We start from the raw sequence: 11,949 nt of genomic DNA, 5'->3' as shown, positions 1-11,949 counted from the left end.
GGCCCGATTCTTGCGCATCATGGCCTCCCGGCCACTCGTCCGTCCGGACCCGGCTCCGCACAATGATCGGGTGATCTCTCGCCGCCTCCACCCCGCCTGGCTCGTGGCCGCCGTCGCCTTCGTCGCGCTCGTCGGGGCCGCCGGCTTCCGCGCCACCCCGTCGGTCATGCTCCAGCCGCTGCACGAGGAGTTCGGCTGGTCGCTCGGCACGATCTCCGCGGCCGTCTCGGTCAACCTCCTGCTGTTCGGCCTCACCGCCCCGTTCGCCGCGGCCCTGATGGAGAAGCTCGGCCTCCGCCGAGTCGTGGCCGGCGCGCTGGTGCTGGTCTCGGCCGGCAGCGGGCTCACGGTGTTCATGCAGCAGAGCTGGCAGCTGATCCTCTGCTGGGGCGTGCTGGTCGGGCTGGGCACCGGCTCGATGGCGCTGGGCTTCGTCGCGGTCGTCGCCAACCGCTGGTTCGTGGCCCGGCGCGGACTGGTCGTCGGCGTGCTGACCGCCGGCGGCGCGGCCGGGCAGCTCGTCTTCCTGCCGCTGCTGGCCCGGCTGACCGGGGACCACGGCTGGCGGGTGGCCGCGCTCACCGTGGCGGCGGTGGCGCTGTCGGTGGTGCCGCTGGTCTGGTGGCGGCTGCGCGACCGGCCGGCCGACCTGGGCGTGACCGCGTACGGGGCCGGACCCGACGACGTCGCGTCGCTGCCGGTGGTGGCGCCGGGCAGCGCGGTGCGTACCGCCCTGAGCTCGCTGCGCCAGGCCGCCCGTACCCGGCCGTTCTGGCTGCTGGCCGGCGGCTTCGCGATCTGCGGCGCCACCACCAACGGCCTGGTCGGCACCCACTTCATCCCGGCCGCGCACGACCACGGGATGACCCAGACCACCGCGGCGAGCCTGCTCGCGCTGGTCGGGCTGTTCGACATCGCCGGCACCATCGCCTCCGGCTGGCTCACCGACCGGGTCGACAGCCGCTGGCTGCTGGCCGGCTACTACGCGCTGCGCGGGCTGTCCCTGCTGGTGCTGCCGTCGCTGTTCGCGGCGACCGCGCACCCGTCCATGGTGGTGTTCATCCTGTTCTACGGGCTGGACTGGGTGGCCACGGTGCCCCCGACGGTCGCGCTGTGCCGCGAGTACTTCGGGGCCCGCGGAGCGGTCGTCTTCGGCTGGGTCTTCGCCTCCCACCAGTTCGGCGCGGCGATCGCGGCCACCGGCGCCGGCCTGGTCCGGGACCGGCTCGGCGACTACGACGCGGCCTGGTACGGCGCCGGCGCCCTCGCGCTGACCGCGTCGCTGCTGTCGTTGTCGCTGCTGATCGGCCGGCGGCACCGCGACACCGGCCCGGCCGGCCCCGGCATCGGCCTGGCCTACCCGGCCGCCGTCATCACACGGTCGTAGGCATGAAGAGGTATGGCCGCAATCCATCGATAGACGTCGCTCTCTGGCTACGGTGTGGACACCCGTCCCACCACCCCCAGGGAGGTCCCCGATGCTGCGCAAAACACTGTCCGCCGCGCTGGCCACCATCGCCGTGCTGTTCGGCCTGCAGGTCGCCACCGCCGGCCCGGCCGCCGCGGCGCCCCGGATCCTGTACTACGACGCCAGCCAGGCCCAGGAATTCATCGCGGTCGTCAACCAGGGCGCCCAGATCTGGAACAGCCGGGTCACCAACGTGCAGCTCCAGCCCGTCCCGGCCGGCCGCACCCCGAACATCCGGGTGTACGCCGACAACGGCTGGCCCCGTACGTACTCGACGTCGCTGGGCAACGGACGCTGGTACATGGGTCGCGAGGCGGTCAACGACGGCTACTACCAGCCGCGGATCGCCGCGCACGAGTTCGGGCACATCCTCGGACTGCCGGACCGGCGGACCGGGCTGTGCGCGGATCTCATGTCGGGCAGTAGCGCGCCGGTCTCCTGCCGCAACCCGAACCCGAATGCTACGGAGGCTGCCACGGTGAACAACAACTTCCGGTCGGCGGGGGCTGCGGTGGCGGTGCCGGCTCGGGAGTATGCCTGGGTGGGTTGATTTTTCTTTCTTTTGGCTGTGGGGGTGCGGGCCTTGGTTGGGGCTCGCACCCTTTTGCTTGCACGCTCGGCGCTTGCCTTGGATTCTGCTGCCGTCCCTTCTTCGCCTCCGCCGTGCGTTCGGGGCGGTGCGCCCTTCGCTCTCTGCTGTCCGCCGCCGCCGTCCGCCGCCGCCGTCCGCCGCCGCCGCCGCCGTCCGCCGCCGCCGCCGTCCGCCGCCGCCGCCGCTGTCCGCCGTCGCTGTCCGCCGTCGCTGTCCGCCGCCGCCGTCCACCTTGCGCCGTCCGCCTTGCGCTGTCCGTTGTCCGCTGTCTGCGCCCGCCGCCGTCTGCCGTCGCCGTCCGCCTTCCTTCGCCTCCGCCTCCGGCGAATCTTGTGAAGTTGGTGGGGCGGAGCGGGCCCTCCCTTCACAAGATCGGGGCGGAGGTCGGCTGTGCGTGTGGTGCGGTGGGGCGCTGTGCGATTCGCGTGGGGGCTGCTGGTCGGCCTTAGGGATCTTGTGGAGTGGGGTGGGCCGGGGCGATTTCAAGGTCTGGTTGCAACACCCGCGTTTCTGCAGCTAGGAGTGGGTTGTGGCGAAGAGGTTGTCTGTGTGGGAGCGGGAACGGATCGGGTTGGGCCGGGCGGCGGGTGAGTCGATTCGGCAGATTGCCCGGTGTCTGGAGCGGGCGCCCTCGACGGTGTCGCGGGAGGTGGCCTGGTTCGAGAAGTACGGTCAGCGGTATCTGCCCTCGGCGGCGGACTGGGCGTGCTGGTTACGGCATCGCCGGCCGCGTCGGGTTGCCCGGCTGGCGACCGATCCGGTGTTGCGGGACCTGGTTCTGGCCGGGTTGCGCCGGCGGTGGTCGCCGCAGCAGATCGCCGCTTGGCTACGGATCGAGCATCCCGAACACCCGGAGTGGCATGTGTCGCACGAGACGATCTACCAGGCTATCTATCTGCAGGCCCGCGGGAATCTGCGCGCTGATCTGTCCCGGCAGGTGGCCCTGCGGTCCGGGCGGGCAACCCGCAGAGCCCGGCCCGCTGTCGCGGGGGCTATCCGTTCATCGCGGCCGTGGCTGGGCCTGAACATCAGCGCCCGGCCGGCCGAGGCCTGCGATCGGGCGGTGCCCGGGCACTGGGAAGGTGACCTGCTCGAGGGCACCCGCCGCGGTGGGCTGAACTCGGCGATCGCCACCCTGGTGGCACGGGCCACCCGGTTCGTCATCCTGGTCGGGCTACCCGAGGGCAAGGTCTCCGAACATGTCGTTGCCCGGTTGTCGGAGGCGATGGGCCGGCTGCCGGCGCGGCTGCGGGCGTCGCTGACCTGGGACCAAGGTTCGGAGATGGCCGCCCACCACCGGTTCAGCCTGGCCACCGACTGCCCGGTCTACTTCTGTGACCCGCACTCGCCCTGGCAGCGGGGGTCGAACGAGAACACCAACGGGTTGTTGCGGCAGTACTTCTCGAAAGGCCGCTTCGACTTCACCACCATCGACCAGGCCGGCCTGGACCAGGTCGCTGACGAACTCAACGGCCGTCCCCGGCAAACCTTGGGCTGGGCCAACCCCGCTGAGAAGATGGCCGAACTACTCGGTGTTGCAACCACCAGTTGAGCCCAAGCGGGCGTGCTACGGCTCAACAAGATCGGGCAGGGGGCAGGAGGCAGGGCAGGCAGGCAGGGCAGGCAGGCAGGCAGGGCAGGCAGGCAGGCAGGGCAGGCAGGGAGGGCAGGCACGCAGGGCGGGCAGGGCAGGCAGGGAGGGCAGGCAGGCAGGGGCAGGCAGGGGGCAGGCGGCCAGGCGGCGGGCGGGTCGAGCAAGAGGTCAAGGCGGGCGAGCTGTGCACTGAGCTGTGCGCGAGGTGTCGTGCGGTCGGTGGACGCGGCCGCGGGTCGGCTCGGGAATCTTGTGGAGCGGGGCGGGCCGAGTGGGCTGCGGCTTAACAAGATCGTGGCTGTCTCGGTGCTGGGAGGGGTGGGGCTGGGCTGTGGGGCGCTGTCGTGCGGTTGGTGGGGCGCGGCTGCGGGTCAGCTCGCGGATCTTGTGAAGCCGGGTAGGCGGAGCAGGCCGTAGCTCAACAACATCGGGACGGGCGGGCTGCGGCTCACCAAGATCCGGGGGGTCTACGTGCAGCGCGGCTCACGTGCGTGTTCCTGTGAGCGAGATCTTGAGGAGTAAGCCGGACGGAGCGGGCCGTCGCTCAACAAGATCGGTAGCTGGGGAGGTCGCGCGCCGGCGATGCGGTGAGCCGCGCCGCGCCGCGCCGCGCGGCGCCGCGCCGCGGGGACGTTGCCACGGATCGGCCTGGGCGAATCTTGTGAAGTTGGATAGCCGGAGCGGGCCCCAGCTCAACAAGATCTGAGGTAACGAGCGCTGAGCTGTCCGGGATGCAGCGCGGCGCCACGGCCCGGATCAAAGGGCGGGACGAGCCGGGCGAGTCAGCCACCGCACCGACCCGAAGCACCCTCGTCACTCCGTCAGCCCGACGACCTCCAGCAGCCCACTGAGCACCAGGATCTGCCGTACCCCCCGACTGGGGTGAGCCAGCCGGAACTCCACCCCCTCGTCCCGCGCCCGCTGGAAGCCGAAGATGATCGCCCCCAGCCCGGTCGAGTCGATGAAGGACAGCTCCGCCAGGTCCACGATGATCGCCCGGGGCCGGCCCTCCAGGGCCTCCACCAGACTGACCCGGACCTGATCGACCGTCAGGACGTCGATCTCCCCGTGCAGGCGCACGGTGACCACGTCGGCGTCGCGGTCGAGACTTGTTACGGCTTCCTCGGACACCGGGTCCTTTCCGTTCGGCGCAAGCTTCCGCTGTGGTGATGATTCCACGTACGGTAATCGGCACAACGACAGTAGATGGCCGAGTCACCAGTGGGGAGGGCGGCGTGCCGATCCGGGGTGGGCTGCCGCCGCGTAATCCGCGTTTCATCGGCCGGGAGGGGCTGCTCGCCGACGTGCGCGGGCTGCTCGGCACCGGGCCGGTCGTGTTGCTGCCCGCCGCCGAGCACCAGCTCGGCGGGACCGGGCGCACCCAGCTCGCCGTGGAGTACGCCCACCGTTACGCCGCCACCTACGACCTGGTCTGGTGGATCCCGGCCGAGCAGACCGCCGGCATGCGGGCCGCGCTGGTCGGGCTGGCCAGCGAGCTGCGGCTGCCCGAGGCCCGCGACATCAACCGTACGTTGGGCGCGGTGCGTGACGCGCTCAGCCGGGGCGAGCCGTACCGGAACTGGCTGGTCGTGTTCGAGAACGCGAACCGGCCCGAGGACATCAAGCCGTACCTGCCCAGCGGGGCCGGGCACGTGCTGGTCACCTCGCGCAATCCGCGGTGGACCTCGGAGGTCGCCCAGGCGGTGCCGGTGCCGGTGTTCGACCGGACGGACAGCGTGGACTTCCTGCGCCGGCGCTCCCCGGAGCTGTCCGCCGCGGAGGCCGAGCGGCTGGCCGAGGGCCTCGACGACGTGCCCATGGCGCTGGACCAGGCCGCCGCGGTGCGGGTGGCGACGGGCTGGAGCGTCGACGAGTACCTGCGCCGCTACCAGCGGCGGGCCGCCGAGCTGGCCTTCCCGACGCCCATCCGGGTGGCCTGGGGGCTGGCCGCGGACGCGCTGGCGGAAACCTCGCCGGCCGCCTTCCAGCTGCTCGAGCTGTGCGCGTTCCTGGCCAGCGCGCCGGTGTCGTGGGAGCTGCTCTGGGCGGCGCGCGGCGTGGTGCCGCCGGAGCTGGCCCGCACGGTACGCATCGAGCGGCGGCTCAAGGCGGCGCTGCGGCTGACCGGCCGGTACGGGCTGGCCGAGCTGGACCCGCCGGGCGACAACGTGCTGGTGCATCCGCTGGTCCGGGGCATGCTGGGCCAGCAGTTGAGTTCGGAGCGGCACGCCGCGCTGCTGCGTTCGGTGCGGGCCATGCTGGCCGCGGCCGATCCCGGCGACCCGGACAACCCCGCCCACTGGCCCCGGTACGCGGCGATCGTCCCGCACCTGGTGCACTCCGACGTGCTCGGCGCCGACGCCGAGGAGATCCGCCAGCTGGTCATCAACTGCATCCGGTTCCTGTACGCCCGCGGCGACTGGGACTCCAGCCGCGACCTGGCGGCGCAGGCGGTGGCGCGCTGGCGGGACAGCCTCGGCGAGACCGACGAGCAGACCCTCCTGGCTTCGTTCCACCTGGCCAACGCGTTGCGGGCGGTGGGGCGTACGGCCGACGCCCGGTCCCTGAACGCCCAGACGCTGCGCTCGCAGCGTGAGGTGCTCGGCGGCGACGACGAGACGACCCTGGCCACGGCCAACAGTGTCGGCGCCGACCTGCGGATCCAGGGTCACTTCGGGCAGGCCCGCCAGCTCGACGCGGACAACCTGGTGCGCTACCGCCGGCTGTTCGGCGAGAGCTTCCCGACCGCCCTGCGCTGCGCCAACAACCTGGCCGTCGACCTGCGGCTGCTGGGCGACTTCCGGGGGGCGCGGGCGCTCGACGAGCAGGTGCTCCGGCACCGGCAGATGATCTTCGTGGAGGGTCATCCGGAGACGCTGTCCTCGCGGGCCGGGCTGGCCTTCGACCTGGTCGGGCTGGGTGACTACGCCGGCGCCTCGGCGCTGCTGGCCAACGGGTACGCCGACGCGCTCGGCGCCGACCATCCGATGGCGTTGTGGGCCGGGCGGTTCGCGGCCATCGCGGCGCGCCGGCGCGGGCTGCCGCAGGCCCGCGAGCTCGCCGCGGCCAACGCGGAGCTGTACAGGCAGAAGTTCGGCGATCTGAACGTGGAGACGCTGGGCGCGCTGGTGTCGCTGGCCAACTGCGCCCGGGCGGACGGCGACCTCGACGAGGCGCACCGGCTGCTGGAGCGGGCGGTGGCCCGCTACCACGCGGTGCTGGGCGAGGAGCATCCGTTCACGCTGGCCGCGGCGGCCGACCTGGCCGGGGTGGTGCGGGCCACCGGCCGGTACGCCGAGGCCCGCACGATCGACGCCGAGGCGCTGGGCGGGTTGCGGCGCAGCGTCGGCGCGGATCACCCGTTCACGTTGAGCTGCGCGAACGGTCTGGCCGCGGATCTGCTGGCGCTGGGCGAGGCGCAGCAGGCCCGGGAGATCGCGCTGGACACCGTCGCCCGTTCCCGGTCGCTGCGCGGCGCGGCGCACCCGGACACCCTGGCCTGCGCGTTCAACGTCGCGCTGGACGCCGGCGACGAGCCGTCGATGCAGGCCGCCGCCGAGGAGCTGCAGAAGGCGTACGGCGAGGGCCATCCGCTGCTCGCCCGCGCGCTGGCCGGCGGGCGCCTGGAGACGGAGATCGAGCCGCCGCCGCTGTGACTCAGGCCGGCAGCGCCGCCTGGCGGGTCAGCAACGCGGTCAGGTCGACGGCCGGCATCGGCCGGGCGAAGTGGTAGCCCTGGGCCTGGGCGCAGTCCAGCTCGCGCAGCCGGCTGGCCTGGGTCGCGTCCTCGACGCCCTCGGCGACCGGCGCCAGGCGGAACGTCCGGGCGATCTGGAGCACCGCCTCGGCCACCGACGCCCCGTTGCTCTCCTGCATGGCCTGCACGAACGACTTGTCGATCTTCACGACGTCGACGGGCAGGGTGCCGAGGTGGCTCAGCGACGAGAAGCCGGTGCCGAAGTCGTCCAGCGCGATCCGCACGCCGAGCTGCTTGAGCGCGCCCAGCACCCGGGCCGACTCGATGAGGTCGACCAGCGCCACCGACTCGGTCAGCTCCAGCACCAGCAGCGCGGGCGGCAGGCCGGTGCGCTCCAGCACGGCGCGGACCTCGTCGATCAGCGCCGGGTTGCCGAGCTGGCTGGCCGACAGGTTGACGTTGAGCTCGAAGCCGGGGGCCTGGGCCTGCCACACCGCGGCCTGCCGGCAGGCCTCCTCGAGCACCCAGCCGCCGAGCCGGGGCAGCAGGCCCAGCGTCTCGGCCATGTCGAGGAAGGCGGCCGGCGGGAGCATGCCCCGCTCCCGGTGGTTCCACCGGACCAGCGCCTCGACGCCGACCGTGCGTTCGCCGTCCAGGTCGACGATCGGCTGGTAGTACACCTCGAACTCGCCGTCGTCGAGGGCGCGGCACAGGTCCGCCTCCTCGCGGCGGCGCTGCTCGGCCGCGGCGAACTGGGTCGGGTCGAACCGCCGGGCGACGCCCTTGCCCTCGGCCTTCGCCTGGTACAGGGCCAGGTCGGCCTCGCGCATCACGTCGTCCACGGCGGTGCCGCTGCCCTTGGTCAGGGCGATGCCGGCGCTGGCCGGGATGGTCAGCACGGTGTCGCCGACCACCAGCGGCTGGGCCAGGTCGCGCAGGATGCGGGCCGCGACGGTGTCGGCGATGCGCTCGTCCACCAGGCGGGGCAGCAGCACCACGAACTCGTCGCCGCCGAGGCGGGACACGGTGTCGTTGGTCCGGACGTTCGCGCTGAGCCGTTCCGCCGCGGTCCGCAGCAGCTCGTCGCCGGTGGCGTGCCCGTACGTGTCGTTGACCTGCTTGAACCCGTCGAGGTCGAACAGGATCACGGCGGTCGTGGTGTCGTCGGCGTCCGCGAGGGCGTCGGTGGCGTGGTCCATGAACAGCTTGCGGTTGCCGAGCTCGGTGAGCGGGTCGCGGAACGCCTGCCGGGCCAGCTGGGCCCGCTGCCGGGTGAGGTCGCGGACCAGGCCCTCGTTGGTCCGCGCGCCGAGGAACTGGCGGAGCAGGATGATCGCCGCGACGCCCAGGACGAGCCAGGTCAGCGGCCGGTCGGCGACGCCGTGCCGGGCCACCCGGTAGGCGGCCACCAGGACGGCGGCGGCGACGGGGACGTACTGCAGCAGCGGCCGGCGTCCGGCCAGGACGATCACGCCCACGCCCAGGAGCAGCACGGCGAGGCCGCCGGCGAGCACGCCGGCGGGGCCCGCGGCCATCACCGGCCACGCGAGCAGCGACAGCGACGTGAAGATCATGGTGCCGTCGACACCGCGACGCACACGATCCATGGTCTTCCCGGTCCGACCCATGACTCACCTCCGACAGGGGCACCCATCGGTGCGGCGGCGGCGGACCTGAGCGAACCTCAGGAAGAAAGCCAGCCGGCCAGGGCCAGCGGGTCGGCGCCCGGGACGTCCAGCGCGCGGTAGGCGGCCGCGACCACCTCCGGTGTGTCGCGCACCGCGGCGGGCCCGCCGGCCAGGGCGAGACCGGCCCAGGCCGCGTCGTCCCCGGCGTCCGCGACCACCCTTTCCCGGTACGCCCGCAGCGCCGCCGCCGGGTCCCCCCGCAGGTAGGCCAGGTCGCCTGCGGGCGTACTGCCCGGCGCGGGCTGCCCGCGCAGCGTGGCGTGGACGAGGTCGAGCCGGCTGCTGGCCTCCAGCGCCCGCCGCGGGGCCGCACGCAGCTCGGAGGTGATCCGGGGCGCGGGCCGGCCCTGCGTCCAGGCGTCCGCGAGCAACCGGGCGTCCCCGGGTGACACGTGCCGGTTGCGCAGCCGCCAGCGCAGTCGGTGATCGGCGTTGGCCCCGGCGGCCAGCCGGGCGACCCCGGCCGGCAGCGGCTCGGCCAGCCACGGTTCCACCTCGGCGCGCAGCGCGGTCACGAACCGGGTGCCGGCCGCGGTCAGCGTGCCCCCGGCGAGGAGGTCGCTCGCCGCGGTGTGGACCGCCGCGCGCCAGCGGGCGAACTCGAACGCCGCCACGGGATCCGCGCGCCGGGACCGCCAGAACCGGGTGACGGTCAGGTAGGCGTACGCGCCGTGCAGGATGCCGGCGGCCGGGCGGGGGTCGTCGCGCCACGGCGAGTAGCCCAGCCGGTCCGGCTGCTCGTGCAGGTCGAAGAGGTACTGCACGGCGTTCAGCAGGCTGTGCCGGGTCTCGTGCAGCAGGCCGACCGCGAGGGCGGTGGCGTCGGCCGGCTCGGACATCGCCACCGCGCCGAACGCGTCCGCCGAGGTGGCGCTGATGCCGCGGGCGGCCGGATCGGTCCGGACCGGCACGACGCAGTCCAGGACGGCGGCCAGCACCTCGGCGTCCGGGCGGAGCCGCTCGACCAGCGGGCGCCAGGCGCCGGTCAGGGTCTGCTGCCAGCGGTCCCGTTCGGCCGGGGTGAGCGTGGGAGCCGGGGTGAGCCCCAGCCCGGCCCGCAGCGGGTCGCGGTCCTCGACGCGTACCGAGATCGACAGGCCGTCGTGGGCGGCGGTGAGCGGCGGGGTCGCCGGCCCGGCGTCGCCGGTGAGCGCGGCCAGGTGGCCCAGGGGCACCTCGGCCCGGGACGCGCCGGCGCGCAGGGCGGTCAGGCAGCGGGTGGCCCACACGCCGACCAGTGGACGGGCCAGCAGCGCCCGGACTCGCGCCGGATCCTGCCGTTCGGCCGCCACCAGGGCCGCGTACCCGGGGACCGGCACGGCCGCGTTGATCTCCCGGAGCAGCAGCAGATGCCGGCTGAGCTGGGCGCGGCGCAGCTCGTCGACGGTCGCGGCGTCCGGGCGGCCCGCGCCCAGCGCGGCGAACGCCGCGTCGCTGAGCCGGTGCACCCGCAGGCCGGCCGGCGGCCGGGACGCGAGGGTGTGCGGCACGGCGGCGCTCAGAGGGCCGAGTTGAAGCCGGCGATCGGTTCGCCCGGCCGGGCCAGGTCGTCGGCCAGTCGCCGCAGGCAGCGGGCCAGCGCCGACTCGTCGGCCGGGTCCGGCGGGCCGCCGGCGGCGAGCTCGGCCAGGGACAGCCCGGAGACGTCGACCATGGCCGACCGCCACTCGGATGTCGCACCGGTGGTGCTCGTATCCCCGTCCACGGCACCTACCCTCGGTCAGGGCCGGCACTGCGGGCCGACCGGCCACGATCAATGTATTGCCGCCACATTACGGTGGGTCGCCGGGTCGGGTGACGTCCGGGCGTGGGGGCGGACGCTGCGCTCGCCGGGGTTGACGCGGCGTGATCTCATAGGACCGCCAACACAGCGAAAGTCGGCAACGGAGGACAAACTGTGCTGGGACGGAAAGTGGAGGGCGACACGAACCCGGAGGACGAGGTGCGCGATCAGATCGACGCTGCGGTCGAGGAGGCCGACGACGCCGAGCACGGTTCCGCGCCACCGGACGCCCCGGTGATGCCGGCGCCGCCGTTCCCGACCTTCTCCAGCCGCCCCACCCTGCCGCACCAGGTGCCGGGAGTGGGCTTCGAGAGCGGGCGGGACAGCCGTGCCCGCTGACGACTCCCGGCCGCGGCTGCCGCGCCGCGGTCCCGCGCCGCCCGTCGACCGGATGGACAACGCCGAGCTGGCGCGGCTGGTCGAGGCGGAACACCCGTACCGGGGCAAGGCGCTGTTCGAGCTGTCGGACCGGATCGCGGCCGACGACGACGCGGCGACGAAGGTGGCGATGCTGAGCCGGCTCACGTCGCTGCGGACCGCGCGGCTCTTCGACCGGGTCTCGCTGGCCTGGTCGGCGATCATCGCGCTGCTCGCGGCGGAGACGCCGCACTCGCGGTCCTCGGCCTACGAGGCGTTCTACGCCCTCGGCGAGGCCGAGCAGCGGGACATGCTCGACTACCTGGAGGTCACGGCGATCGAGGACGCCCACCCGAGGATCGGGTAGGCCCGGGTAGGCGGCGCGGACCCCTGCGGGCCCGCGCCGGCGGCGATCCTCAGACCTCGACCTTGACGCCCTTCCAGAAGGCGACCCGGTCGCGGACGGCCTTGGCGTCCGGCTTGGGCTCCGGGTAGAACCAGACCGCGTCCCGCGTGACCTGCCCACCCGATTCGAGGGTGTAGTACGACGCCTTGCCCTTCCAGGGGCAGACGGTGTGCGTGTCCGAGGGGCGCAGCACGTCCTCACGCAGCGATGAGCGCGGGAAGTAGTAGACGCCCTCGACTACCACGGTGTCGTCGCTCTCAGCGATGATCTCGTCGTTCCAGATGGCCTTCGGCATACCCCGAACGTAGCGCGCCACCCGAGGCACTGTCCGATACGCGCGGTTTATTCGCCTCCCGTGGGTGAA

At 73.5% G+C, this 11,949-nt stretch carries 11 protein-coding genes; 6 read left to right on the top strand and 5 right to left on the bottom strand.

What is annotated here, in order from left to right:
• The first annotated feature begins 19 nt into the window (after positions 1 to 19).
• From Ani05nite_RS28315 to Ani05nite_RS28305, 3 genes are all read left to right on the top strand, one after another.
• Positions 20 to 1,387: an MFS transporter gene (locus Ani05nite_RS28315; RefSeq protein ID WP_203773566.1), complete on the top strand. Its 1,368-nt coding sequence runs from the start codon at positions 20 to 22 to the stop codon at positions 1,385 to 1,387.
• Between the two features lie 91 nt (positions 1,388 to 1,478).
• Positions 1,479 to 2,018 (top strand): snapalysin family zinc-dependent metalloprotease, encoded by a 540-nt coding sequence (locus Ani05nite_RS28310; protein WP_203773336.1) that lies wholly within the window; start codon positions 1,479 to 1,481, stop codon positions 2,016 to 2,018.
• Between the two features lie 571 nt (positions 2,019 to 2,589).
• Positions 2,590 to 3,612 (top strand): IS30 family transposase, encoded by a 1,023-nt coding sequence (locus tag Ani05nite_RS28305; protein WP_203773334.1) that lies wholly within the window; start codon positions 2,590 to 2,592, stop codon positions 3,610 to 3,612.
• A gap of 855 nt (positions 3,613 to 4,467) precedes the next feature.
• On the opposite strand, the gene Ani05nite_RS28300 is transcribed toward Ani05nite_RS28305, so the two are convergent.
• Complete coding sequence (locus Ani05nite_RS28300) at positions 4,468 to 4,785, bottom strand: STAS domain-containing protein (protein ID WP_203773332.1); 318 nt, start codon at positions 4,783 to 4,785, stop codon at positions 4,468 to 4,470.
• Positions 4,786 to 4,889: 104 nt separating this feature from the next.
• On the opposite strand from Ani05nite_RS28300, the gene fxsT reads away from it, so the two are divergent.
• Complete coding sequence (gene fxsT / locus Ani05nite_RS28295) at positions 4,890 to 7,310, top strand: FxSxx-COOH system tetratricopeptide repeat protein (protein ID WP_203773330.1); 2,421 nt, start codon at positions 4,890 to 4,892, stop codon at positions 7,308 to 7,310.
• Position 7,311: 1 nt separating this feature from the next.
• Here fxsT and Ani05nite_RS28290 read toward each other — a convergent pair whose 3' ends face one another.
• The 3 genes from Ani05nite_RS28290 to fxsA form a co-directional block, all read right to left on the bottom strand.
• Positions 7,312 to 8,958, bottom strand: a complete 1,647-nt coding sequence (locus Ani05nite_RS28290) for a putative bifunctional diguanylate cyclase/phosphodiesterase (RefSeq protein ID WP_239130700.1) — start codon at positions 8,956 to 8,958, stop codon at positions 7,312 to 7,314.
• 77 nt (positions 8,959 to 9,035) lie between these two features.
• Entirely contained in the window at positions 9,036 to 10,529 is a 1,494-nt protein-coding gene (locus Ani05nite_RS28285) for an aKG-HExxH-type peptide beta-hydroxylase (protein ID WP_239130698.1), read from the bottom strand.
• Positions 10,530 to 10,537: 8 nt separating this feature from the next.
• A complete protein-coding gene (gene fxsA, locus Ani05nite_RS28280; RefSeq protein WP_239130696.1) occupies positions 10,538 to 10,744 on the bottom strand; it encodes an FxSxx-COOH cyclophane-containing RiPP peptide in 207 nt (68 codons plus the stop codon).
• A 192-nt stretch (positions 10,745 to 10,936) separates the two neighbouring features.
• Between fxsA and Ani05nite_RS28275 the strand changes: the two genes are divergently transcribed.
• Together Ani05nite_RS28275 and Ani05nite_RS28270 are read left to right on the top strand one after the other, a co-directional pair.
• Entirely contained in the window at positions 10,937 to 11,161 is a 225-nt protein-coding gene (locus tag Ani05nite_RS28275; RefSeq protein WP_203773326.1) for a hypothetical protein, read from the top strand.
• On the top strand, positions 11,151 to 11,546 hold the full coding sequence (locus Ani05nite_RS28270) for a hypothetical protein (protein ID WP_239130694.1): 396 nt from the start codon (positions 11,151 to 11,153) through the stop codon (positions 11,544 to 11,546). The genes Ani05nite_RS28275 and Ani05nite_RS28270 overlap by 11 nt, the downstream gene beginning before the upstream one ends.
• Before the next feature lie 49 nt (positions 11,547 to 11,595).
• On the opposite strand, the gene Ani05nite_RS28265 is transcribed toward Ani05nite_RS28270, so the two are convergent.
• Positions 11,596 to 11,880, bottom strand: a complete 285-nt coding sequence (locus Ani05nite_RS28265) for a DUF427 domain-containing protein (RefSeq protein WP_203773324.1) — start codon at positions 11,878 to 11,880, stop codon at positions 11,596 to 11,598.
• Positions 11,881 to 11,949: the final 69 nt, after the last annotated feature.

Source organism: Actinoplanes nipponensis (genome assembly GCF_016862275.1).
In the GTDB taxonomy this organism is placed as follows: domain Bacteria; phylum Actinomycetota; class Actinomycetes; order Mycobacteriales; family Micromonosporaceae; genus Actinoplanes; species Actinoplanes nipponensis.
This window is presented reverse-complemented; position numbering and strand designations above follow the sequence as displayed.

Coding starts and splice junctions, on each gene's coding strand:
- Ani05nite_RS28315 (WP_203773566.1), top strand. CDS start 20: ATGGCCTCCCGGCCACTCGTCCGTCCGGACCCGGCTCCGCACAATGAT.
- Ani05nite_RS28310 (WP_203773336.1), top strand. CDS start 1,479: ATGCTGCGCAAAACACTGTCCGCCGCGCTGGCCACCATCGCCGTGCTG.
- Ani05nite_RS28290 (WP_239130700.1), bottom strand. CDS start 8,958: ATGGATCGTGTGCGTCGCGGTGTCGACGGCACCATGATCTTCACGTCG.
- Ani05nite_RS28265 (WP_203773324.1), bottom strand. CDS start 11,880: ATGCCGAAGGCCATCTGGAACGACGAGATCATCGCTGAGAGCGACGAC.